Below are 23,152 nucleotides of genomic sequence, written 5' to 3'. Positions count from 1 at the left end.
TCTCTCCGTGCCCGATCTCTCCGTGCCCGATCGCCCTGCGCCCGATCGCCCCGTGCCCGGCCGCTCCGTGCCCGACCCTCCTGTTCTCGACCCCCCTGTTCTCGACCTGGGCCACGTCACCAAGGTGTACGGCGAGGGCGAGACCGCGGTGCGCGCGCTGCGCGGCGTGTCGCTCAGGGTGGAGCGCGGCGACTACGTAGCGATCATGGGCGCCTCCGGCTCCGGCAAGTCCACGCTGATGAACATCATCGGCTGCCTCGACGTCCCCTCCGGCGGCACCTATCGCCTCGACGGCACCGACGTCGGCGGGCTCGACGAGCGACGGCTCGCGATCGTCCGCAACCGCAAACTCGGCTTCGTGTTCCAGTCGTTCAACCTCATCCCCCGGATGAGCGCGCTCGCCAACGTCGAGCTCCCCCTGGCGTACGGCGGGGTCAGGGCCGCGGAGCGGCGCCGCAGGGCGCTCGCCGCGCTCGACCGGGTCGGGCTCGCCGAGCGTGTCCACCACCAGCCCAACGAGCTGTCCGGCGGCCAGCAGCAGCGGGTGGCGGTGGCCCGCGCGCTGGTCACCGCGCCGACCCTGCTGCTGGCCGACGAGCCCACGGGCGCTCTCGACAGCAAGTCCAGCGAGGACGTCATGAACATCTTCGACCGTCTCAGCGCGAGCGGCCGGACCCTGGTCGTCATCACGCACGAGGAGGAGGTCGCCGCGCACGCCAAACGGGTCGTCCGCCTCATGGACGGCCGGATCGTGGAGGACGTGCGCACCACGCCGGTCGGCGGCCCGCCCCCGCGGCTCGCGGAGGTGGCGTCGTGAACACCGCGGAGGTCCTGCGCTTCGCGCTGCGCGGCCTGGCCGCGAACAAGATGCGCAGCGCGCTCACCATGCTCGGCATCCTGATCGGCGTCGCCGCGGTGATCCTGCTGGTCGCGATCGGCGAGGGGTCCTCCCGGCAGATCCAGCAGAACATCCAGCGGCTCGGGGCCAACTCGCTGACCATCACGCCCTCCACGTCGGGTGGCGGGGGCGGCCCCGGCGGTTTCGCCCGCGGCGCCGGCGGGGGAGGCGGCGGCCAGGCCGGGCGGCAGAACACCGGCCCGCGCACCCAGGCCAAGGACCTCACCGTCGACGACGCGCGGGCGCTGGCCGACCCGGCGAACGCTCCCTCGGTCAAGAGCGTCTCGCCGGTCGTGACGGCGCAGTCCCAGAGCGCCGCCTACGATGGGGCGAGCCACTCGATCGGCCAGCTCGTGGGCACCTACCCGAGCTACTTCGAGGCGTCCAACAAGCCGGTGGTCAAGGGCTCCTACTTCTACAACGACGACGTGCTCGCCGCACGGAAGGTCGTGGTGATCGGGCAGACGGTGGCCGAGAACCTGTTCGGCACGGTCGACCCCCTCGGCAAGCAGATCACGGTGTCGGGCGTGCCGTTCACCGTCGTGGGCGTGCTGAAGGAGGCCGGCTCGTCCGGGTTCCAGGACGCCGACGACGTGGCGATCGCCCCGCTGCCCGCCGTACAGCAGAGTCTGACCGGATTCGGGCCGCTGGGGCAGATCCTCGTGCAGGCCAAGAGCGCCGAGGCGGTCGACGCCGCGCAGAGCGAGGTCAGCGAGGTGCTCAACCAGCGGCACGGCATCACCGGCGCGGCGAGCGCCGACTACCGCATCCTCAACCAGGCGGCCCTGCAGGAGACGGTCAGCGCGGCGACCGGGACGTTCACGGTCCTGCTCGGCGCGGTGGCCGCGATCAGCCTGCTGGTCGGCGGCATCGGCATCACCAACATCATGCTCGTCACGGTCACCGAGCGGACCAGGGAGATCGGCATCCGCAAGGCGATCGGCGCGCCCAAGGGCGCGATCCTCGGCCAGTTCCTCGCCGAGGCGACGATGCTCAGCCTCGTCGGCGGCCTGCTGGGCGTGCTGATCGCCGTGATCGGCGCCCAGTTCACGATCGCGGGCGTGCGGCCGGTGATCGTCCCCGCGTCGATCGCGCTGGCGCTCGGCGTCTCGGTCGTGATCGGCCTGTTCTTCGGCAGCTATCCCGCCAACCGCGCCGCCGGGCTGCGGCCGATCGAAGCGCTGCGCTTCGAGTGACGGCCGGACCCGTGGAAGGGAGATTCATGTGAGCAGGAACGACACCGAGGAGCTTCTGGAGACCTCGCCGTTCGACGACGACCTCCAGGAGGTGCTGACGGCGCGTCCCGCGCGGGCGGGCGGGTCGAAGCTGACGCTCGCCCTGGCCGGGGGCGTCCTGCTCGTGGCCGGGCTGCTCCTCGGCATCCAGGTGCAGAAGCTCCTGGGCGGCTCCACCTCGGGCCAGTTCCCGTCTCGTGCGGCTGGCGCGGGGGCGTACGCCGGCGCCGGTCAGGCCCCTGCGGGCGGTGGGTACGCACGGGGCGCGGGCGGCGGCTTCGGCGGGGCAGGGCCAGGGGCAGGGCCAGGGGCAGGGCCAGGGGCAGGGGGAGGGGCCGGTGGCATGACCTTCGGCACGGTCAAGCTCGTCGACGGCGACAAGATCTACGTCCAGACCGCGAACGGCGGCGTGGTCACGGTCACCACGTCGGGCGACACCAAGGTCCAGGTCAGCCGGGCGGGCAAGGTCTCCGACCTCAAGCCGGGCAGCTTCGTCACCGTCGCGGGCGCCGCCGACGACCAGGGCCAGGTGGCGGCGACGTCGGTCACGCAGGGCTCGCCCATGGGCCGGAGGGCGGGATCGTGAGCCCGGAGGGCCGGCTGCTGGTCGTCGACGACGAACCCGACATCAGGGAACTGCTGTCGGCGAGCCTGCGGTACGCCGGGTTCGAGGTGATCACCGCGGCCACCGGCCGGGAGGCGGTCCAGATCGCCGGCAAGGTACGCCCCGACCTCATCGTGCTCGACGTCATGCTGCCGGACCTGGACGGCTTCGCCGTCTCCGACCGGCTGCACGCCTCCGGACGGCGGGTCCCGGTGCTGTTCCTGACCGCCAGGGACGCGACCGAGGACAAGATCACCGGGCTGGGCTGCGGCGACGACTACGTCACCAAGCCGTTCAGCCTGGAGGAGGTGCTCGCCCGCATCCGGGCCGTGCTGCGCCGCACGCGCGGCGGCGACACCGCCCCCGCCCGGCTGCGCGTGGCCGACCTGGAGCTCGACGAGGACTCCCACCAGGTCTGGCGCGGCGGCGCCCTCGTACGGCTGTCGCCCACCGAGTTCAAGCTGCTGCACTACTTCATGGCCAACCAGGGCCGGGTGCTGTCGAAGGCGCAGATCCTCGACCACGTCTGGCACTACGACTTCGGCGGCGACCACAACGTGGTCGAGTCGTACGTCTCCTATCTCCGGCGCAAGGTCGACACCACCGAGCCCAAGCTGATCCACACGCTCCGCGGCGTCGGCTATGTCCTCCGTGCGCCGCGTCAGTGACCTGCTCCGTTCGCTGCGCGTCGGGGAGCTGCGGCGGCGGGCCGCGCGGACCCCGCTGTGGCTGCGGCTCGTCGCGGGGACGCTGCTGCTCGTCACGCTCGCGATCGCGCTGACCGGCGGCTTCGCCGTCCAGCTCCTGCGGGGCTACCTGGTGCAGCGGGTCGACACGCAGCTCACGGCCGTCGGCCGGCGCCCGGCCGAGCCGTCTCCCGCCCAGGCCGCCAACGCCGTGTCCCGGCCGCCGCGGCAGTTCGGGTCGTTCTACATCGTCGTGCTCGACCGGTACGGCACCGTGGCCCGTACCGTCCAGGAACCGCCGAACGCCGACCCGCCGCCCACGCTGCCCAGGCCCCGCCAGGACCGGGAGCGGTGGCTGTTCACGGTGGAGTCCCCTTCAGGGGTGCTGTGGCGGGCGATCGCCGTACGCGAGGAGGACGGCGCCCGCTTCCGCGTCGCCGCGATCAGCCTGGCCGACATCGACGGCACGGTCTCCCAGCTGGAAGTGATCGTCGTCGGGGTCGGCCTCGCCGTGATCGTCGCGCTCGGCGTCGCCTGTCACTGGCTCGTACGGCGCAGCCTGCGCCCGCTGGGGGAGATCGAGAGGACGGCGGAGGCGATCGCGGCCGGCGACCTGTCGCGGCGCGTCCCGCTCCGGCACCGGCGCACGGAGATGGGCCGTCTCGGCCGGTCCATCAACGGCATGCTCACCCAGATCGAGACGGCGTTCCGGGAGCGGGAGGCGTCGCAGGAGCGGATGCGCCGGTTCATGGCCGACGCCTCCCACGAGCTGCGCACCCCGCTCACCTCGATCCGCGGCTTCGCCGAGCTGTATCGCCAGCAGAGCTCGCAGGACCCCGTCGTGCTGCTGCGCCGCATCGAGGACCAGGCCGTACGCATGGGCCTGCTCGTGGACGACCTGCTCCTGCTCGCCCGGCTCGACCAGCAGCGCCCCCTCGATCGCCGTCCGGTCGACGTGCTCAGCCTCGCGGCGGGGGCGGTGCTCGACGCGCAGACGCTCGCACCGGACCGGGAGATCGACCTGCTGAGGCTGGACGACTCGGAGGAGCCGGTGCGGGTGCTCGGCGACGAGGCGCGACTGCGCCAGGTCGTCGGCAACCTCGTCGGCAACGCCCTGCGGCACACCCCCGCGGGCACCGCCTTCCGGGTGGGCGTGGGCCTCGTGCCCGGATCGCAGGCGCTGATCGAGGTGGCCGACGACGGCCCCGGCCTGGCCCCGGGCGACGCCGAGCGCGTCTTCGAGAGGTTCTACCGCGCCGACCCCGCGCGCAGCCGGTCGGACTCCGGCGGCACGGGGCTCGGGCTGTCCATCGCCGCCGCCCTCGTCCAGGCTCACGGCGGCACCATCACGGCCGACAGCGAGCCCGGCCGCGGCGCGGTGTTCCGCGTCCGTCTCCCCGCGTGTCCGCCAGAAGAAAGGCTAGGGTGATCCCCCTTGCGACACCTGTCCATCGCGGCCGCCGCGGCGGCGCTGGCGGTCACGGTGACCGGCTGCGGCGGCGCCGACGACACCGCCGCCACGACCACCACGACCACCACGACCACCACGACCACCACGACCACCACGACCACCACGCGGGCGGCGGACGGCGGTTCCGGCGCCGACCCCCGGGCGGCGTTCACCGAGTGCCTGCGCGAGAACGGCGTCACGCTCCCCAGCGGGCGTCCTCCGGGCGTGCCGAGCGTGCGGCCCAGTGACAGGCCCAGTGGCAGGCCCAGTGGCAGGCCCAGTGGCAGGCCCAGTGACAGGCCCAGCGCCTGGCCCAGTGGCTGGGCCGGCGACCGGCCCAGAGGGGGCTTCGGCGGGTTCCGGTCGATGGACCCGGCGACGAGCAAGGCGTTCGAGGCGTGCCGTTCCCTGATGCCGCAAGGCGGTCAGGGCGGGTTCGGCGGCCGGCGCGGCGTCGATCCGCAGGCCCTGCAGGCGTTCCGCACCTGCATGAAGGACAACGGCGCCGAACTGCCCGCCGGCGGACGCGTGCGCGGCCTGGCCACGGCGGACCCCAAGGTCGCCAAGGCGTACGACAAGTGCAAGGTCCTGCTGCCGGCGCCCACGCCCGCACCCGCTGCCGCATCCACGCCCCCACCCGTGCCCGCTGCCGCGCCCGGCGCCTGACGCGGAGACGGCCCGCCCCGGCCACCGCCGCTCCCGTACCCGGGCGACCGGGCCGGGGCGGGCCCGCCCGGCGGCTGATTCGCGGGCCCTCCTCGGGGAAGGTCGAAAGTATGGCGGGGAACGACAGGCTGCGGGCCGCCCTGGAGAGCCTGCGGCGTCACCTCGATCAGGACCTTTTCCCCCTGGAGATCGGGGACGCCGCGGCCGACCGGCGTGTCCTGGTGGAGCTGCGCGGGCAGCTCGACGACTACCTGCTGCCACGTCTGGCGGCGATCGACGCGCCGCTGCTCGCCGTGGTCGGCGGCTCCACCGGGGCGGGCAAATCCACCCTGGTCAACTCGCTGGCCGGGGTGACCGTGACCGAGCCAGGGGTGCTGCGGCCCACCACGCTCGCCCCGACTCTGGTGTGCAACCCCGCCGACGCCGCCTGGTTCACCTCCACCACGGTCCTGCCCGGGCTCGCCAGGGTGACGGGAGGGGCGGCCGGCGGGGGACGCGGCGAGCCGGGCACCCTGCGGATCGCCCCCGTCGAGGGCCTGCCTCCCGGGCTGGCGCTGCTCGACGCCCCCGACATCGACTCGATCGTCACGGCCAACCGCGAGCTGGCCGCGCAACTGCTCGCCGCGGCCGACCTGTGGTTGTTCGTCACGACCGCCGCGCGGTACGCCGACGAGGTGCCGTGGAGCTTCCTGCGCCTGGCCAGGGAGCGGAGCACGGCGCTCGCGGTGATCCTCCAGCGGGTCCCGGCCGAGGCGTGCGAACCCGTGGCCGCCGACCTGACCCGGCTCCTGCGGGACAACGGCCTGGGCGGCACGCCGTTGTTCGCCGTCCCCGAGCTGGAGCTGCCGTCGGAGCGGGCCCGGCTGCCCGCCCACGTCGTGCAGCCGATCGCGACCTGGCTCGCCGACCTGTCGGTGGACGCCAAGGCCCGGGCGGAGGTCGTACGGCGGACCCTGACCGGCGCCCTGGACAGCCTGGGCACCCGGGTGCCCGACCTGGCCGACCGGGTGGAGCGCCAGCGGGCGGGCATCACCGAGCTGCGCGACATCGCGAGCAGGGCGTACGACGTGGCGATGTCGGCCTTCGACGACGGGATGCGCGACGGCAGGCTGCTGCGCGGCGAGGTGCTGGCCCGCTGGCAGGACTTCGTCGGCACCGGCGACCTGATGCGCTCGCTGGAGTCGCGGATCGGCTGGCTGCGCGACCGCCTCGCCGCCGCGTTCCGGGGCCGCCCGGCGCCGGACAGGGAGCTGCGCGTGGCGCTGGAGAGCGGGGTGGAGTCGCTGATCCGCGCCACCGCCGACGGGGCGGCGGAGCGGGCCGTCGAGGCGTGGCTGGCCCTGCCCGCCGGGCGCGACCTGCTGGACAAGTCCGGCGTCACCGTCTCCGGCCGGCTCGGCCGCGCCTCGCCGGATCTGCCCCGCCGGGCCGGTGAGGCCGTACGCGCCTGGCAGGGGCACGTGCTCGACCTCGTCCGCTCCGAGGGCGCCGACCGGCGCACGCTCGCCCGGGCGGCGTCGTTCGGCGTGAACAGCCTCGGCGTGCTGATCATGCTGGCCGTGTTCTCCACGACCGGCGGGATCACCGGCATCGAGCTGGGCATCGCCGGCGGCACCGGCGTGCTCAGCCAGAAGCTGCTCGAAGCCGTCTTCGGCGACCAGGCCGTACGCACGCTGACGCAGGAGGCCCGCGAGGACCTGCGGCGGCGCGTCCGCGCGCTGCTGGACGAGGAACGCGCCCGCTTCATCTCCCTGGTGGAGGGGCTGGGCCCGGCGCCGGAGACGTCGGCCCGGCTGCGGGAGGCCGCGAAGGCCGTACAGGAGAGGGGCGTCCTGTGAAGCTCCCGCGCAGGAAGGCGGAGGTGTCGCTGGACGACCGCCTGGAGGCGCTCGCCGAGGCCGCCGACCTGGCGGAGGGCCGGCTCGGCCGGGAGGCCGTGGACCACGCGCGCGCCGTCGTCGCCCGCGCCGGAGTGCGGCGCGGCCTTTCGGTGGACCACACCGCGGTCGCCCTCGCCGGGGCGACGGGGAGCGGCAAGTCGTCGCTGTTCAACGCCCTGTCCGGGACCGACCTCGCGACGGTGGGGGTGACCCGGCCGACGACCGCCAAGGCGCAGGCGGCCCTGTGGGGCGGCGGCGGCGCGGGACCGCTGCTCGACTGGCTCGACGTCCCCCTGCGCCACACCGTCGAGGGCGACGCGTCGGGGCTGATCCTGCTGGATCTGCCCGACCACGACTCCATCGAGCTGGCCCACCGCAGGGAGGTCGACCGTCTGGTCGGCGTGGTGGACCTGCTGGTCTGGGTGCTCGACCCGCAGAAGTACGCCGACGCGGCCGTGCACGAGCGCTACCTGCGCCCGCTCGCGCGGCACCGGGACGTCATGGTCGTCGTGCTCAACCAGGTGGACCGGCTGCCCGAACGCTCGGTCAAGCGCTGCCTCGACGACCTGCGCGGACTGCTGGCGGCGGACGGGCTCGAGGGGGTTCCGGTGCTCGGCGTCTCCGCCCGCACCGGCGAGGGCGTCCCCGAACTGCGGACGCTGCTCGACCGCGAAGTCTCCCGCCGCCGCGCCTGGTCGTCGCGGCTCGCCGCCGACGTGGCCTCGGCCGCCGCCGGGCTGTGGGCGGCCACCCGGCCCCCGGCCGCCCGGGAACCGGAGCCGGGCGCGGTGGCGCTCCCGGCCGGCACGAGGGGGACGAGGGCGGCCGTCGCCGCGTCTCCGCCCCCGGCCCGCGCGACCGCCGAGGCTCCGCCGGGACGGGTGGCGGTGCCGGAGGTCGCCGTCGGCAGGGCTCTGACGCGGGCGCTGGCGCAGGCGGCCGGGGCGCCCGTCGCGGTCGAGGCGGTCGCGAAGTCGCACCGGCACCGCTCGGTCGCCGCGACGGGCTGGCCGGTGACGCGCTGGCTGCGCAGGCTGCGGCCCGACCCGCTGCGCCGTCTGCATCTGACCGGGGGAGCCCGCTCCTCGCTGCCCGCGGCCACCGCCGTCGAGGTCTCGGCCCTGGACACCGCCCTGCGGGACGTCGGGGCCGCCGCGTCGGAGGAGGTGCCCGAGCCGTGGGCGACAGCCGTACGGCACGCGGCGCGGTCGCGGTCGGAGGAGCTGACCGACGCCCTGGACCGCACGGTCGCCGCGGCCACGTCGGGCGGCGTCTCCAAGGCCCCGCGATGGTGGCGCGTGGCGGGAACGGCGCAGTGGCTGACCGTCGCCGCGATGGCCTTGGGCGCGATCTGGCTGCTCGTGCGCTTCGCGCTGAACTACCTCATGCTGCCCGAGCTGCCCACCCCCACGCTCGGCCGGGCGCCGTGGCCGACCGTGCTCCTGCTGGGCGGCGCGCTGGCGGGAGTGCTGATCGCGCTGCTGTGCCGGGTGTTCGCCTGGATCGGCGGGCGGCGCAGGGCGCGCAGGGCCGCCAAGGCGTTGCGCGCCGGCATCGAACGGGTCGCCGGGGAGCTGATCGTCGCGCCCACCAGAGACGAACTCGACCGCTACGCCAGATTCGCCGACCGCGTGTCGCTCGCCGCCTCGTGACCGCGGTGGACCCCGCACCAGAGAGGGCCCGCTCCGTCATGCGGGCGTCATCGCGACTTGTGTTCCAAGGCCTTCGCCCTGCGGCCCTGCCACAGGTTGTCGGCGGCGAGGGCGCCTCCTCCGCTGAAGGCGATGGCGAGGCCGGCCGCCGCGAGACCCAGGACGAACTCGACGCCGTCGTCGGCCAATGATCCGTTCGGGTATTCCTGCGCCGTCCTGCCCGAATCCTTCATCCGGACCGCCGGTCAGCGCGGCGCTCGACGAACACGTCGGCGATCCCGGCGGCCAGGGCGGCCAGCACGAACATGATGTTGACCAGCAGTGCTTGCTGGAACGACGCCGCGTAGATGCCGTGAGCCGAGCCCACCGCCGCGATACCGACGGAGGCACCGATCCGCTGTCCCATCTGCAATACGCCGGCGGCAACCCCGGCCTCGGCGACAGGCACCGCCGACAAGGTCAGCGTCTGGTTGGGCGAGACGATCAGACCGTTGCCCACCCCGGCGACGAACAACGGCGCCGCGATCGCCCAGGCCGCGTTCTGCCCGGAAACCAGCCGCGCGGCGGGTTCGGTGGCACCCAGTCCGAGCGTGACAAGCACCAGCCCGAACACGACCAGCGGGCGGCCGAACCGGGCGACGACCCGGCCGCCCAGCGCGGCGCTGAGCGCCGATCCCAGCGCGAATGCCGCGCTCACCCAGCCCGCTCGCAGCGCGGAATAGTGCAAGCCCTCCTGCAGGTACTGGGTGATGATGAAAAAGATCGCGGTGAATCCGCCGAAGTAGAGCATCGCGAGCAGGGTTCCGAGGGCATACGAGCCTCTGCGAAACAAGGAAAGAGAAACACATCGCGCCGGCCGTGCGTGTCACCGAATCGCCCGGCAGGCACCAGCAGCAGCCCGAAGGCGAATGCGTATCCCGATACCACCCACTGCAGGTCGCTCGGCGGAGCGTCCAGCGCGATGCGGATGGAGGGCAGTGCCACGTTGACGATGCTGATGTCCAACCAGGTGACGAAACCGGCGATCAGACAGACGGCCAGCGCCTTCCAGCGGCGGGGGTCCGCGACCTTCCGCCCGTGCCTGCCGGGCGTGCCACCCGCCGGGACCCCGCTGCTCAACCGGTCAGGCACCGGTACGCGCACCTCGCCTCGGCGAAGCGGCGGGGAGCCGCTCACCCTCCACGGAGATGTCCTCGCACCCGGTCAAAGCCTCCACCTCACGTGTCCGGCAGCAGTAGTCCCCCTGATCGGGTACCCGTCAACTCACTCCTCACTTACCGCGATGACAGTCGCCACGGGGATGTGGGGGGCGACCCGGCGGCAGGCATGGCAGGCGCGTGACAGCGGTTCGGCAGAGCGGCCCGGCATGGCCGGGGCATGCACGAGAACACCGACGTACTGATCGCCGCAGCCGGCCCGGCCGGGCTCACTCTCGCCGTGGGCCTGGCCCGGCGGGGCGTCGCCCGCCGGATCGTCGAGCGGGCGCCCGAGCCCGCGGCCGGCTCCAAGGGCAAGGGCCTGCGGCCGCGCACGCTGGAGGTCTTCGACGCGCTACCGCTCCGGCCGGGTCCTCCTGGCCGTGGACGCCGTCCACGAGCACCCGCCGACGGGCGGGCAGGGTCTCAACACCGGCGTCCAGGACGCCTGCACCCTGGGCTGGAAGCTCGCCCGGCGCGGCGGCGAGCGGTACACCCTCGTCCGGCCGGACGGGTACGCCGGGGTCTCCACCTCCTCGGCGGACGAGCTCGCCGCCTACCTGGACATGGTGCGGACTACGGGCGCTCGTCGGGGCGTACGGCGTGGGCGGGGTCGGGGCTCGGGACGCCGTCCGTGCCGATATCGGCGCGGCGGGACTCGATCTGGCGCGGTCCCAGCTCGCTGTCCTCGGCCGCCGCCCTGGCCTCGGCGGCGGCCCGCTCGGCCTCGGCGACGGCCGCGTCGCCCGCCGTCCTCCGTTCGTGCTCCCTGCCGTCGGTCACGGTGGCCCGGCTCGCGGGCAGCGACTCGGTGAACGCCTTCGACAGCGTGTTGAGTGCCGAGGTGACCTCGCTCGGGATCACCCACATCGTGTTGCCCTGGCCCTGGGCGAGCTGCGGCAGCACCTGGAGGTACTGGTAGGCGAGCAGCTTGGGGTCGGGGTCGTTGCGGTGGACGGCCTGGAACACCTCGTCGATCGCCTGCGACTGGCCCTGGGCCTTGAGGATCTGCGAGGTGCGCTCACCCTCGGCGCGCAGGATCGCGCTCTGCTTCTCGCCCTCGGCCGTGAGGATCTGCGACTGCCGCTGGCCCTCGGCCGTGAGGATCGCCGCGCGCTTGTCCCGCTCGGCGCGCATCTGCTTCTCCATGGCGTCCTTGATGGTCTTCGGCGGGTCGATCGCCTTGATCTCGACCCGGTTGACCCGGATGCCCCACTTTCCGGTGGCCTCGTCGAGCACGCCGCGCAGCTGGCTGTTGATCATGTCGCGCGAGGTGAGCGTCTTCTCCAGGTCCATGCCGCCGACCACGTTGCGCAGCGTCGTCACGGTGAGCTGCTCGACGCCCTGGATGAAGTTGGCGATCTCGTACTCCGCCGCCCGGGGATCGGTGACCTGGAAATACAGCACCGTGTCGATGTCCACGACGAGGTTGTCCTCGGTGATGACCGGCTGCGGCTTGAACGACACCACCTGCTCGCGCAGGTCCAGCAGCGGGCGGACCCGGTCGATGTACGGGATGACGAAGTTCAGGCCGGGGCCCAGCGTGCGGTAGTACCTGCCCAGGCGCTCGACGTTGCCGGCTCTGGCCTGGGGCACGATCCGGACCGCCCGCAGCACCGTCAGAATCGCGACGAACGCGATGACGAGTCCGGCGATCAATGCTCCGTCCATGATCACTCCCGGGGATAGACGAGGGCGGTGGCGCCCTCGATCTCTATGACGTCGACCGTGGCCCCTGGCGGGATCACGAGCGTCTCGTCGTACGCACGGGCCGACCACTCCTCCCCGCCGATGCGCACCCGGCCGTCCCTGCCCGTGACCTCCTTGGTCACGTACGCGGACTTGCCGATGAGCGCGGGCACGCCGAAGCGCTTCGGCGGCGGCTGCTTGAGGTGCCGGAGCGCGATCGGGCGCACCCCGGCGAGGCCGGCGACGGAAGCGACGACGAACACGGCGAGCTGGATCGCCGGCGGTAGCCCGACGACCGCGGCCACGGTCGTGAGCAGGGCCGCGACGGACAGCAGTCCCAACGCCGCGGTCAGCGTGAAGATCTCCGCGACGCCCAGCACCGCTGCCAATATGAGCCATACGATCCAGGAGTCCATTGCCGCCTCCATAGCAATGAACGAACACCGCTCGGGTCCGGTTCCTCCTCAAACCTAACGCGTACGGCCGCGCCATCCCAGGGTGCGAGGTCCTTACGCCGGGGCCGCGGTGACGCGGAACTCGTTGCCCTCCGGGTCGGCCATCAGGATGTGGTCGTCGAAGGCCTCCAGGATCGTGCCGCCCGCGCGCACCAGCCGGGCGGCCTCCACCCTGATCCGCTCCCACCGGTCGGCGGCCGAGCCCTCCCCGGGCACGCGCACGTCGATGTGGAGCCGGTTGTCCGCCGTCCCGCGCCCGGGGACCCGGAAGATGGAGAGCCGGGGGCCGATTCCCTCGGGGTCGCACAGCAGGGCCCCGTCGTCGTCGGCACCGCCGGTGGGCAGGTCGAGCCGCGCGAACGACTCCTCGGCGGTGCCGTACCGGGAGGCCGGGATCTCGTCGACGTAGCCGAGCGCCGTCTTCCAGAACTCGGCGAGGAGCCGTGCGTTCTCACAATAGAGAGTCAGGTCGATCGTCACTGCTGCCATGACTCGACCGTAATGCAGACCGCTGACTCGAGTGCGGCCGTGTCTGTCAGGAGGCCGCGGAAGGGGTCACGGGGGAAGGGGTGCGCGCGCCGTCGTGCCGCAGGGCGCTGCCCGCCAGCCAGCGGGGCCAGGAGAGCTGCCAGAAGCCCCAGCCGTTGTTCCACTCCAGCTCGCGGGTCGTGCCGGTGACGATGACGGGGTCGCCGCGCAGCGCGTGCTCGTAGAACCACCGCGCCTGGTCGGGGTGGACGTTCACACAGCCGTGGCTGACGTTGACCCGGCCCTGCGCCCACACGTTGTCCAGCGCATGGACGTACTCGCCGCTGTTGGAGATCCGTACGGCGTAGTCGATGAGCTTGTCGTAGAAGCCCGGGTCGCCCTTGCGGCGGCCCGGGGACACCATGCGGACGGGGTTGCCCTTGTCCATCGTCAGGTGGATCCCGCTCGTGGTCGTGTATTCCCTGGTGGTCGCCATGCCGGCGCTGATCGGCACACGCCGGGCCACCCGGCCGTCCTGCCGCACCACCATCTCGTGGGCGCGGGTGTCGACCGTGCTGACCATGGCCCGCCCCACGGTGAAGGCCACGCTCCGGTCGGCGGTGCCGTACGTGCCGGGGGCGGCGCGGACGCCGGCGAGATGGGCGGTCAGGCGCACGTCGCCGCCGGACGGCCACATCTTCCGGGGCCGGTAGACGACCTGGGTGGAGCTCACCCAGTGCCAGGCGCCCTCGGCGGGGCCCCGGACCTCCAGCGCCCGCTCGACCGCCGCGCGGTCCTCGACCGCCCCGGTGAACGTCACGATGATCGGCATGCCGACCCCGACGGTCTCGCCGTCGGCGGGGACGATCGAGGCGACGGCGACCGCACGGCGCGGGGTGAGCGTGCGGAACCGGCCCGCGACCTGGGCGGTGACGCCCTGGGGCCCGGTCGCGACGGCGTTGACGACGTACTGCGTGCCGGGGCGCAACGTCCACGACGACCGCCAGACGGTGCGGGCCGGGTCGAAGGTGCCGGGCACGGGGTCGCGCCCCGCGAACGCCAGCACGCTGGTCAGCCTGCCGCCCGTCGCGCTGACGACCAGGCCCGCCTCCGGCGGGACCGCCGTCGCGCCGGAGGCCGGGGCGATCAGGATGCGCGGTGCGGGGGGCACGCGCACGGCGCAGCCCGCGACAAGCGCCGGGGCGACCACGAGCAGCACCGCGAGCAGGGCACGGACGGCGAGCAGGGCACGGACGGCGAGCAAGGCACGGGCGGCGGGAGGCGGGGTGCGTGGCTTCACGGGCACCCAACATAGCGAGGGGTGACGACAGGAACACGCTAAGTCGCCGGAAGGATCCTCCCCGAGACCTCGCCGAGGCTGATCCCGTGCGAGGTCCACGCGGTGATCGTGACGGTGTCGCCGTCCTCCAGGAAGGTCCGGGTCTCGCCGGGCAGTTTGACCGGGTCCGCGCCGTTCCAGGTGAGCTCGATGAGCGAACCCGGCTGCCCGACCGACGAGACGGTGCCGCTGGCGAACAGGTCGCCGGTGCGCAGACTGGCGCCGTTGACGGTCATGTGGGCGAGCATCTGGTCGGGCGTCCAGTACATGTCGCGGAACGACGGCGTCGAGACCGTCTCGCCGTTCAGGTCGACGCGCAGCGTGAGGTCGAGCCCCCAGGGCGCCTGCCTGGCGAGGTACGGCAGCGGCTCGGGTTCCTGCGACCGGCCCTCGACCCTGGCCTCCTCCAGGGCGTCGAGCGGCGTGATCCACGCCGACATCGAGGTGGCGAACGACTTGCCGAGGAACGGCCCGAGCGGGACGTACTCCCACGCCTGGATGTCGCGGGCGCTCCAGTCGTTGACGAGCGCGACCCCGAAGACGTGGTCCTCGAACGCGCCGGCGCGCTCGCCGGGCCGCGTCGGCACCCCGACGACGAAACCGACCTCCGCCTCGATGTCGAGCCGCTGTGACGGCCCGAACGAGGGCCGCTGCCCGCACGGCCGCCTGATCGGCGTCCCCGAGACGACGACGGTGCCCGCCCGCCCGTGATAGCCGACGGGCAGGTGCCGCCAGTTGGGCTTCAGCGGCTCGTCGTCCGGGCGGAAGATCCGCCCGAGGTTCGACGCGTGCTCGAGCGAGGCGTAGAAGTCCACGTAGTCGGCCACCTCGACCGGCAGGTGCAGGGTCACCTCCGTCAGCGGGACCAGGTGGTCGCCGGTGGCCGCCGCCTCGCGGGCCCGCGCCCGCGTCTCCTGCCAGGCCGTACGGCCCAGGGCCAGCAGCGGGTTGAGGCTGGGCGCCGCGTAGACGTCCCCGCCGAGGGCGGCCGCCAGGTCGAGGACGTGGTCCCCGACCCGGACGCCGACCCTGCGCGGCTCCCCGGGCCTGGAGAACACGCCGTACGGCAGGTTGCCGAGCCCGAAGCTCATCTCGCCCACGTCCACGCGTAGTCGGTGTCCTCGCACGCGAGGGCGGCCGGGCCGAGGTCGAGCGGGCGGAATGTGTCGATCATGACGGCCATCTCGGTCGTCTCGGTGTGGCCCTTCCGCACGGCCTCGACGGCGGCCTCCACCGCGCCCGGCTGCGGGCCGTGCGTGAAACCGGCCGGGTGCAGCGAGATCGAGCCGACGTCGATCCCCGACCCCTTTCTGGCCGTGTAGTCGCCGCCCACGTAGAACATGAACTCGTCGGAGTCCACGTTGTGGTGGTTGTACGGGATCGGCACGGCCTCCGGGTGGAAGTCCAGCGGCCGGGGGCAGAACGAGCAGACGACGAAGCCCGGGCCCTCGAACGTCTGGTGGACCGGCGGCGGCGCGTGGGTGCGCTTCACGATCGGCTCGAAGTCCTCGATGTTGAACGCGTAGGGGTAGAGACAGCCGTCCCAGCCGACCACGTCGAACGGGTGGTGGGCGTAGGTCAGCCGGGTCAGCCCGCCCCGCGTCCTGACGAGGACCGGGACCTCCTCGCCGTCCACGAGTAGCGGCTCGGCCGGCGCGCGCAGGTCCCGCTCGCAGTACGGCGCGTGCTCCAGGAACTGGCCGTACTGGGACAGGTAGCGCTTCGGCGGCCTGATGTGCCCGGCCGCCTCGACCACCAGCGCGGTCACCGGGCCCTCGGGCACCCATCGGTGGATCGTCCCGGTCGGGATCACGACGTAGTCGCCCTCGGCCACGTCCAGCGCGCCGTACGCGGACTCGAAGCGGGCCCGGCCGCTCGCGATGTAGACGCACTCGTCGCCCATCGAGTCGCGGTACAGCTCGCTGGGCGCGTCCGTCGCGGCGTACGAGATGCGGACGTCGGAGTTGCCCGCCAGCAGCATCCGGCCGGAGACGAGGTCGCCCTCCGGCCTCAGGTCCCGGGTGCGGAAATGGCGCGGGGAGAGCGGCAGGTTGGGCGTCAGGCCGGGCGCTCCCGCGTCCACGGCCTCGGCCTTGACGATGGCCGTGGGCGCGTGGCGGTGGTAGAGCAGCGAGGAGTCGGAGGAGAAGCCCTCCTCTCCCATGAGCTCCTCCTTGTACAGCCCGCCGTCGGGAGCGCGGAACTGCACGTGGCGCTTGCGCGGCACCTCCCCGACCATGCGGTAGTACGGCATGACACCTCCCATGCTTGTCCGTTAATCGGACGCCAGTGTCCTATATATGTACGACGATTCGCCATGACGCCGGGAATGTCAAGCTGTGCGTCATGAGCACAGCGGAGATCCACCTGTCCGTCTCGACCTGGCGGCAGCCGACGCCGGCGCCCGTGTCCCCCGCGCGTACGGCGCTGGTCCGGCGGGTGGCCGAACGCGTGCTGGCGCTCGGGACGGGCCGCCTGCGCGTCGGCGTGGACGGGCTCACGGCGGCCGGGAAGACGAGCTTCGGCCACGAGCTCGCCGGGCACCTCGCCGGAGCGGGGCGCCCCGTGCTGCGGGCGAGCCTCGACGACTTCAAGCGGCCGTGGCGTGACCGGCACCTGTACGACCGGGAGTCGGGCGAGGGGTACTACCGGAACGCCTACGACTACGACGCGGTGATCGCCCTGCTGCTCGAACCGGCGGGGCCGGGCGGCTCGGGGGACGTCGCGCTGTGCTCCATCGACCCGCTCACCCAGGTGGACCACTCGTCGGTGCGGACGACCGCCGCGCCCGGCGCGATCACGATCGTCGACGGGGTGTTCGCGTTCCGCCCGGAGATCGACGCGTACTGGGACCTGCGCGTCTGGATGGAGGTGACGCCGGAGACCTCGGTGCGCCGCGGGGCGGAACGCGACCGGGACTGGGCCGGGTCCGAGGCCGAGGCGCTGCACCTGCACCGCTATCTGCCCGCCGAGCGCATCTACATCGCCGAGGCCGATCCGCTGGCGCGGGCCGACGTGGTCGTCGACAACACGGTTTTCACCGAGCCGCGGCTGCTGAAGTGGTGACCGTCAGCCCGGAGGCTCGGAAAGGGCGGTCGCGAGCCGCTCGGCGGCCTCCAGGACCAGCGGGCCCACCTTGTCCGCGTCGAGGTCGGCGAAGCTGACCACGCCGACGGACGCCTCCAGCCACGGCGGCCCGGGAACCGGCGCGGCGATCCCCTGCGCGCCCTCCTGGAGGTGCCCCCTGCTCGTGTGCACCGCCGGATCCGTACGGCCCCGGCGCAGCGCGAGCAGCGCCAGCCCGGCCGCGCCGCGCGTCAGCGGATGACGCGAGCCCTCGCGGTAGGCGACGTGGAGGTCGGTCCAGGACGGCTCGACCACCGCGACGGCCAGGCCCTCGTCACCCTCGGCCACGGTCAGGTGCGCGGTCGCCCCCGCCTGCTCCGCGAGCGCGCGCAGGGCCGGCAGCGCCGCCGCCCGCAGCAGGGGATGCACGGCCTGGGCCAGCACGAGCACCCCGAAACCGAGATGCACGCGGCCCTGCGCGTCCCGCCGGGCGAAGCCCTCGGCCTGCAGGGTCGTCAGGAGCCGGTAGACGATCGGCCGGCTCAGGCCCAGCTCCTGGGCGAGCTCGGTCGGTGTCCGGCCCCGGTTCGCGTCGGCGAGCAGCCGCAACAGCCGTAAGCCACGTTCGAGCGTCTGCGCCGACTCGGCCGCCATCATGTACCCGATTATCGCCGCCCCCGGCCACCGCCGGCCCGAACCCGCGAGTTACGTAGCCTACGTGCGAGGTGGGTTTCCGGTCGCGATCAGGGAGCGTGGATGAAGTCGGCGATCGTGGTGGGGGCGGGGATCTGGGGGGCGTCGCTGGCGCTGCGGCTGGCCGACGAGGGCTGGCGGGTGACGCTCGTCGAGCAGTACGCGCCGGGGCACGTGCGCCAGGCAAGTGCCGGGGAGACCCGCCTGCTGCGCTGCGCGCACGGCTCCGACGACTGGTATCCCCGGCTGGCCCGGCAGGCCCGCGACGCCTGGCGGCGACTGGAGGACAGGACCGGCGAGGACCTGTACGTCGAGTCCGGTCTGATGTGGTTCGCCCGCGACCCCGACGGCTGGGAGACGCGCAGCGCCGAAGTCCTGGAGCGGCTGGACATCCCCCGCGAGCTGCTCGATCCGGACGAGGCGGCCCGGCGGTTCCCCGGCCTGCGGGTCGACGACCTCGCCTTCGTGCTGTGGGAGCCGGACGCCGGACTGCTGCGGGCCCGGCGGGCGACGCAGGTGACCGCGCGCCTGGCCGGCGCCGCCGGTGTCCGGCAGGTCCGCGCCCGGGCCGTGCCGTACGCGCGGAAAACCGGCGTCGTCGCGGACGGCGAGGTGCTGACGGCGGACCGGGTGGTCTGGGCGTGCGGCGCGTGGCTGCCGTGGCTGTTCCCGCACGAGGCGGGACACGTCCAGGTGACGCGGCAGGACACCTTCCACTTCGGCGTGCCCAGGGACTGGACCACGCCGCCGCTGCCCGCCTTCTGCGACTACGACCTGGCGGCGTACGGGCACGGCGACCTGGACGGCATGGGCATGAAGATCACCGGTGACGCCGAGGGCGAGCCGTACGACCCGGAGACCGGCGGCAGGCGGGTGCTGCGGCACACCGAGGAGCAGGCGCGCTCCTACCTGGCCAGGCGGTTCCCCTCGCTGGTGGGAGCGCCGGTGGTGTTCAGCCAGGTCTGCCAGTACGCGCTGACCGGGGACGCCGAGTGGATCATCGCGGAGATCGAGGACGGCGTCTGGCTGCTCGGCGGCGAGTCCGGGCACGGCTTCAAGCACGCCCCGGCCCTGGCCGGCTACGTCGCGGAGATCCTCGACGACCGGCGGGAGCCGGACGCGCGATTCGGCCTGCACGAGCGGCCGGCGGCCCGGGGCCTGCGCACCAGCGGCGGCACCATGCCGTAGGGAGAGCGGGCACTCCCTATCCCGGCGGGTTCTGCCGGGCCTGCCGGGCGCGCAGGACGATCTCCAGTTCGAACCGGACGTCGGGGTCGGCGAGGGCGTCGCCGTACAGCTGCTCGATCTGGCGCAGCCGGTAGCGCACGGTCTGCGGGTGGATGTGGAGCGCCGCGGCGACCTCGGCGACGCCCCGGCCGTGGCGCAGCCAGGCGAGCAGGGTCTCGGCCAGGCGGTCCTGCTGAGTCTGGCGCAGGTGGGCGAGGGGCGCGAGGCGCACCTCCGCCAGCGCGGCCACAAGGTCCTCGTCCTTGAAGACGACCAGCGTCGCCATGTGGTCGGCGCAGCGCAGCAGGCCCTGCCGGGGCAGGACGCCCCGGGTGCCGAGGTCGAGGGCCTCCCTCGCCCAGCCGAGCGAGTCGGCGGCGGCGGCGATCGGCACGGCGGGGCCTATCGCGGCCCGCCGGCCGCGCAGGGCGCTCTCCAGCGCCTGCACCCGCCCGGGGCCGCCGGGGTCCGGCACCACGAGACACGGGCAGTTGCGGTCGAGCCCGGCCAGCACGTCCGGCGGCAGCACCGGCAGCGGAGGACCGCCGTCGGGTTCCTCCAGGGCCACCCCCGCGACCGTGCGGGGGAGCCGCCAGCCGGCCGCCCTGGCCAGGTCGGCGACGGCCTCCGGCGGGGCCGCGGGCCGGGTCAGCAGCAGGTCGAGCAGCCTCCGGCGGCGGCGCTCCATCTCGCCGGCGGCGTGCGCCCGCGCCTCGGCGAAGCCCTCCGCCGCGGCGTCGGCGAGCTGGTCGAGGTAGACGAAGATGGCCTCGCCCAGGTCGTACAGCGTCCGCGGGTCGAGGCCCAGCTGCTCGGACTGCTCGGTGAGCCTCCGCCACGCCACCCGCGCGCCCAGCCGCATCGCGGTCTGGAAGGGCTCCAGGTCGCGCCCCTCGGCGGCCTCGCCCCTGCCGATCGTCCGGAAGACCTCGGGATCCCACGGCGCCCGCGGGTTCTCGATGCGTTCGAGGAACCCCCGCAGCGCCTGGTTGACCGACAGCCGCAGGACCTTGATGTAGACCTCGTCCGCCGGGCGGGCGTATTCGGGCACCCGCCGCTGGATCTCCGCGATCATCCGGTCCGCGACGTCGCCCATGCGGGGACGCAGCAGCCTCGCGACGCCCGCGGGCACCGCGTCCCAGAACTCGTCGTCGCCCTTCAGCGTCCGCTCAGCGCCCCGCTCAGTGCCCGCTCAGCGCCTACTCAGTGTCCGCTGTGCCCGCTCAGCCAGGCGCCGAACTCCTCCAGGTCGATCAGGCCGTCGCGGTCGGCGTCGACCTTGTCGATCGCGCTCTGCGCGCCTTCCGGCGTGAGCGGCCGGCCGAGCACCTCCATCAGGCGTACGAGCTCCTCGGCGGAAATTCGCCCGTCCCCATCGACGTCGATAAGTTGAAAAGTCGCCGCATATTCGCTCATGCCGTCCTCCTCCGGGATCGCGATCAGCACACTAGCTGAAAGCAGTCGCTGCCCCCAGAGATCGCGGCCAACCGGCGGGAGCCGTTTCTGTCGGTGGCGTCTGCCAGCATGGCGGTCATGACAAGCAGCCTGGTGGGGAAGGTCGCACTGGTCGCGGGGGCGACCCGGGGCGCGGGCCGCGGCATCGCCGTCGAGCTGGGCGCCGCGGGGGCGACGGTCTACGTGACGGGCCGCAGCACCCGCGAGCGGCGTTCGGAGATGAACCGGCCGGAGACGATCGAGGAGACGGCCGAGCTGGTCACCGCCGCCGGTGGGCGGGGCATCGCCGTGCCGGTGGACCACCTCGACCGCGAGCAGGTGCGGGCCCTCGTCGAGCGGATCGACGCCGAGCAGGGCGCGCTCGACGTGCTGGTCAACGACATCTGGGGCGGCGAGCTGCTGTTCAGCTGGAAGGACCGGCTCTGGGAGCATTCGCTCGACGACGGCCTGCGCATCCTGCGGCTGGCGATCGACACGCACATCATCACCAGCCACTACGCCCTGCCGCTGCTGATCCGCAAGCCGGGCGGCCTGGTGGTCGAGGTCACCGACGGCACGGCGGAGTACAACGCCGCCAACTACCGCGTCTCGTTCTTCTACGATCTCGCGAAGACGTCCGTGAACCGCATGGCGTTCGGCCAGGCCAAGGAGCTGGCGCCGCACGGCGCGACCGCGGTCTCGCTCACGCCGGGCTGGCTGCGTTCGGAGCTCATGCTGGAGCACTTCGGCGTGACGGAGGCCAACTGGCGTGACGCGCTGGCCACGCAGCCGCACTTCGCCATCTCCGAGACCCCGGCCTTCGTCGGACGCGCGGTGGCGGCCCTGGCCGCCGACCCGGAGGCGAGCCGCTGGAACGGGCAGTCGCTGTCCAGCGGGCAACTGGCTCAGGTGTACGGCTTCACCGACGTGGACGGCAGCCGGCCGGACTGCTGGCGATACATGGTGGAGGTGCAGGACCCCGGCCTCCCCGCCGACGTGACCGGTTACCGCTGACACGGAAGCCGCCGCGCCGCTTCGCCAGGTGGGGTGCACGAACCCGTGCCGAAGATGGCGGTGCCGGGGTCCGCTCGATGTGGACCCCGGCGCCGGTGCCGCCCGCCACCCAGCGCACGGCCCGTGGCCCCCTCCCGCTTCCGGTCACAGGTCACGCCCGTGTCCGCGACGCCGCCGCTGGTCGCGGAGGCGGCGGGCCCGGCCGGCTCGGCGGCCCGCCACGCCGAGAGCGGCCCGGCGGGCTCGGCGACGCGGCGATGCAGCAGCGCGAGACTAGGCGGCCGTGCAGCCGGGCGCAGGGGCGGCGTTGGCAGCGTTCCAAGAGGCGATGCGGCAGGGCGAGACTAGGCGGCGATGCAGCCGGGCGCAGGGGCGGCGTTGGCGGCGTTCCAGGAGGCGATGAAGCCGAAGGTCGTGCTCGCGCCGGCACCGAGGGAGCCGTTCCAGCTCTCGTTCTTGACCGTCACGCTCGCCCCGCTCTGCGTGGCCTTGCCGCCCCACGCCTGGGTGACCTGCTGCCCGTTGGCGTAGGTCCAGGTCACGGTCCAGCCGCTGATCGCGGCGGCGCCCGTGTTCTTGACCGTGACCTCACCCTGGAAGCCGCCGCCCCACTGGTTGGTGATCTTGTAGGTCGCGGCGCAGCCGGAGGGGCTGGGACGCGCGGAGGGCGACGCCGACGGGCTCACGCTGGGGCTGGGGCTGGGGGACCCGGGGCTCGGGGACGGCTGCGCGCCGCCGAGCAGCGCCGACAGAGCGGGATACCACTTGTCCGCCATCTTCTGGTCGCCGCTCGCGTTGGGGTGGACGCCGTCGTAGGTGTCCGCGCTCGTGCTGAAGCCGGTCCACTGGTCGACGACCACGATCGGCGAGGCCGCCGTGGTCTTCGAGGCGGCCCAGCCCGGAATCGCGCTGTTCAGCGCGACGGCCCGCTGGGCGCACTCGGGGCAGGTGCTCGGGTTCATCGGGATGATCTGCGCGACGAGGATCCTCATGTTCGGGTTGCTCGCCCGCATCTGGTCCACGAGTTTGCCGTACGCCGCGAGGATCGTGGCGGTGGGCCTGTTGCTCCACACGTCGTTGGTGCCGAAGTGCATCAGCACGATGTCGGGACGGGTCGCCGAGAGCCAGGCCGGCAGCTGGTTCTGGTCGGCGACGTTCGTGACGAGGAAGCCGCCGTGGCCTTCGTTGTCGCCGTCGTACGGCACCCCGCAACCCTGCGCGGGCAGCGTGCCCACCATGTCGACGTCGGTGAAGCCGCCGTTCTGCAGCTTGTTCCACAGCAGCGCGCGCCAGCAGCCGGGCGATCCGGTGATCGAGTCGCCCAGGGGCATGATCCGCACCGTGGCCGCCTCGGCGGGCCGGGCGACGAGCAGCCCGAGCACCAGGAGCAGGGCCGCCATCACCGCACTTCTCTTCGACATCGCGTCTCTCCCTCGTGCTGTCCGGCGCGATGGTAGAGAGCGGCCCGCCGCCCCGCCCAGGGACGAGCTGCGGCAAAAG

General features: G+C 73.4%; 24 protein-coding genes and 1 pseudogene. 12 read left to right on the top strand and 13 right to left on the bottom strand.

From position 1 onward, the window contains the following. Positions 1–52: 52 nt before the first annotated feature. From AAH991_RS14790 to AAH991_RS14755, 8 genes are all read left to right on the top strand, one after another. A complete protein-coding gene (locus AAH991_RS14790) occupies positions 53–817 on the top strand; it encodes an ABC transporter ATP-binding protein (RefSeq protein ID WP_346226371.1) in 765 nt (254 codons plus the stop codon). Beyond that, complete coding sequence (locus AAH991_RS14785) at positions 814–2,094, top strand: ABC transporter permease (RefSeq protein WP_346226370.1); 1,281 nt, start codon at positions 814–816, stop codon at positions 2,092–2,094. Before AAH991_RS14790 ends, AAH991_RS14785 begins: the two co-directional genes overlap by 4 nt. Before the next feature lie 28 nt (positions 2,095–2,122). Beyond that, positions 2,123–2,719 (top strand): hypothetical protein, encoded by a 597-nt coding sequence (locus tag AAH991_RS14780; protein ID WP_346226369.1) that lies wholly within the window; start codon positions 2,123–2,125, stop codon positions 2,717–2,719. Then, positions 2,716–3,405, top strand: a complete 690-nt coding sequence (locus AAH991_RS14775; RefSeq protein ID WP_346226368.1) for a response regulator transcription factor — start codon at positions 2,716–2,718, stop codon at positions 3,403–3,405. Before AAH991_RS14780 ends, AAH991_RS14775 begins: the two co-directional genes overlap by 4 nt. Further along, positions 3,389–4,852, top strand: a complete 1,464-nt coding sequence (locus AAH991_RS14770; RefSeq protein WP_346226367.1) for a sensor histidine kinase — start codon at positions 3,389–3,391, stop codon at positions 4,850–4,852. The genes AAH991_RS14775 and AAH991_RS14770 overlap by 17 nt, the downstream gene beginning before the upstream one ends. Positions 4,853–4,858: 6 nt before the next feature. Further along, positions 4,859–5,539: a hypothetical protein gene (locus AAH991_RS14765; protein WP_346226366.1), complete on the top strand. Its 681-nt coding sequence runs from the start codon at positions 4,859–4,861 to the stop codon at positions 5,537–5,539. Positions 5,540–5,649: 110 nt separating this feature from the next. Next, positions 5,650–7,377, top strand: coding sequence for a P-loop NTPase family protein (locus AAH991_RS14760; protein WP_346226365.1), 1,728 nt, complete (start codon positions 5,650–5,652; stop codon positions 7,375–7,377). Continuing rightward, the gene (locus AAH991_RS14755) at positions 7,374–9,071 is read left to right on the top strand and encodes a GTPase (protein ID WP_346226364.1); all 1,698 of its coding nucleotides are present in this window, start codon (positions 7,374–7,376) and stop codon (positions 9,069–9,071) included. The genes AAH991_RS14760 and AAH991_RS14755 overlap by 4 nt, the downstream gene beginning before the upstream one ends. 47 nt (positions 9,072–9,118) lie before the next feature. Here AAH991_RS14755 and AAH991_RS14750 read toward each other — a convergent pair whose 3' ends face one another. Genes AAH991_RS14750 through AAH991_RS14740 form a run of 3 tightly spaced genes read right to left on the bottom strand, consistent with a single transcriptional unit; the run spans position 9,119 to position 10,055 of the window. Further along, on the bottom strand, positions 9,119–9,304 hold the full coding sequence (locus AAH991_RS14750) for a hypothetical protein (RefSeq protein ID WP_346226363.1): 186 nt from the start codon (positions 9,302–9,304) through the stop codon (positions 9,119–9,121). Next, positions 9,301–9,861 carry an MFS transporter gene (locus tag AAH991_RS14745; RefSeq protein ID WP_346226362.1) on the bottom strand — a complete coding sequence of 187 codons (561 nt, stop codon included), beginning with the start codon at positions 9,859–9,861 and terminating at the stop codon, positions 9,301–9,303. Before AAH991_RS14745 ends, AAH991_RS14750 begins: the two co-directional genes overlap by 4 nt. Further along, positions 9,765–10,055: a hypothetical protein gene (locus AAH991_RS14740; RefSeq protein WP_346226455.1), complete on the bottom strand. Its 291-nt coding sequence runs from the start codon at positions 10,053–10,055 to the stop codon at positions 9,765–9,767. Before AAH991_RS14740 ends, AAH991_RS14745 begins: the two co-directional genes overlap by 97 nt. A 393-nt stretch (positions 10,056–10,448) precedes the next feature. Between AAH991_RS14740 and AAH991_RS14735 the strand changes: the two are divergent. Continuing rightward, positions 10,449–10,565: pseudogene (locus tag AAH991_RS14735) on the top strand (FAD-dependent monooxygenase); the annotation flags it as partial. A gap of 278 nt (positions 10,566–10,843) precedes the next feature. On the opposite strand, the gene AAH991_RS14725 reads toward AAH991_RS14735, so the two are convergent. From AAH991_RS14725 to AAH991_RS14700, 6 genes are all read right to left on the bottom strand, one after another. Continuing rightward, positions 10,844–11,938, bottom strand: a complete 1,095-nt coding sequence (locus AAH991_RS14725; protein WP_346226361.1) for an SPFH domain-containing protein — start codon at positions 11,936–11,938, stop codon at positions 10,844–10,846. A gap of 2 nt (positions 11,939–11,940) precedes the next feature. Further along, a complete protein-coding gene (locus AAH991_RS14720; protein WP_346226360.1) occupies positions 11,941–12,372 on the bottom strand; it encodes an NfeD family protein in 432 nt (143 codons plus the stop codon). A gap of 93 nt (positions 12,373–12,465) precedes the next feature. Next, positions 12,466–12,900, bottom strand: coding sequence for a VOC family protein (locus AAH991_RS14715; RefSeq protein ID WP_346226359.1), 435 nt, complete (start codon positions 12,898–12,900; stop codon positions 12,466–12,468). 46 nt (positions 12,901–12,946) lie between these two features. Then, entirely contained in the window at positions 12,947–14,179 is a 1,233-nt protein-coding gene (locus tag AAH991_RS14710) for a L,D-transpeptidase (protein ID WP_346226358.1), read from the bottom strand. A 38-nt stretch (positions 14,180–14,217) separates the two neighbouring features. Then, positions 14,218–15,309 carry a fumarylacetoacetase gene (gene fahA, locus AAH991_RS14705; RefSeq protein ID WP_346226454.1) on the bottom strand — a complete coding sequence of 364 codons (1,092 nt, stop codon included), beginning with the start codon at positions 15,307–15,309 and terminating at the stop codon, positions 14,218–14,220. After that, positions 15,306–16,472 (bottom strand): homogentisate 1,2-dioxygenase, encoded by a 1,167-nt coding sequence (locus AAH991_RS14700; protein ID WP_346226357.1) that lies wholly within the window; start codon positions 16,470–16,472, stop codon positions 15,306–15,308. Before AAH991_RS14700 ends, fahA begins: the two co-directional genes overlap by 4 nt. 92 nt (positions 16,473–16,564) lie before the next feature. Here AAH991_RS14700 and AAH991_RS14695 point away from each other — a divergent pair, with 92 nt between their 5' ends. After that, positions 16,565–17,284 (top strand): nucleoside/nucleotide kinase family protein, encoded by a 720-nt coding sequence (locus AAH991_RS14695; RefSeq protein WP_346226356.1) that lies wholly within the window; start codon positions 16,565–16,567, stop codon positions 17,282–17,284. Positions 17,285–17,287: 3 nt separating this feature from the next. Here AAH991_RS14695 and AAH991_RS14690 read toward each other — a convergent pair whose 3' ends face one another. After that, a complete protein-coding gene (locus AAH991_RS14690) occupies positions 17,288–17,941 on the bottom strand; it encodes a helix-turn-helix domain-containing protein (RefSeq protein WP_346226355.1) in 654 nt (217 codons plus the stop codon). Positions 17,942–18,040: 99 nt separating this feature from the next. Between AAH991_RS14690 and AAH991_RS14685 the strand changes: the two genes are divergently transcribed. Further along, positions 18,041–19,165, top strand: coding sequence for an NAD(P)/FAD-dependent oxidoreductase (locus tag AAH991_RS14685; RefSeq protein ID WP_346226354.1), 1,125 nt, complete (start codon positions 18,041–18,043; stop codon positions 19,163–19,165). Between the two features lie 16 nt (positions 19,166–19,181). On the opposite strand, the gene AAH991_RS14680 is transcribed toward AAH991_RS14685, so the two are convergent. Together AAH991_RS14680 and AAH991_RS14675 are read right to left on the bottom strand one after the other, a co-directional pair. Further along, complete coding sequence (locus AAH991_RS14680) at positions 19,182–20,336, bottom strand: PucR family transcriptional regulator (RefSeq protein WP_346226353.1); 1,155 nt, start codon at positions 20,334–20,336, stop codon at positions 19,182–19,184. Between the two features lie 71 nt (positions 20,337–20,407). After that, positions 20,408–20,620, bottom strand: coding sequence for an EF-hand domain-containing protein (locus AAH991_RS14675; protein ID WP_346226352.1), 213 nt, complete (start codon positions 20,618–20,620; stop codon positions 20,408–20,410). Between the two features lie 117 nt (positions 20,621–20,737). On the opposite strand from AAH991_RS14675, the gene AAH991_RS14670 reads away from it, so the two are divergent. Continuing rightward, entirely contained in the window at positions 20,738–21,652 is a 915-nt protein-coding gene (locus tag AAH991_RS14670) for an SDR family oxidoreductase (protein WP_346226351.1), read from the top strand. A gap of 344 nt (positions 21,653–21,996) precedes the next feature. Here AAH991_RS14670 and AAH991_RS14665 read toward each other — a convergent pair whose 3' ends face one another. Continuing rightward, positions 21,997–23,073, bottom strand: a complete 1,077-nt coding sequence (locus AAH991_RS14665; protein ID WP_346226350.1) for a cellulose binding domain-containing protein — start codon at positions 23,071–23,073, stop codon at positions 21,997–21,999. Positions 23,074–23,152 lie beyond the last annotated feature (79 nt).

Source organism: Microbispora sp. ZYX-F-249, from assembly GCF_039649665.1.
In the GTDB taxonomy this organism is placed as follows: Bacteria; Actinomycetota; Actinomycetes; order Streptosporangiales; family Streptosporangiaceae; genus Microbispora; species Microbispora maris.
The sequence above is the reverse complement of the archived record's forward strand: the minus strand, read 5'-3'. Positions and strand labels throughout refer to the sequence as shown.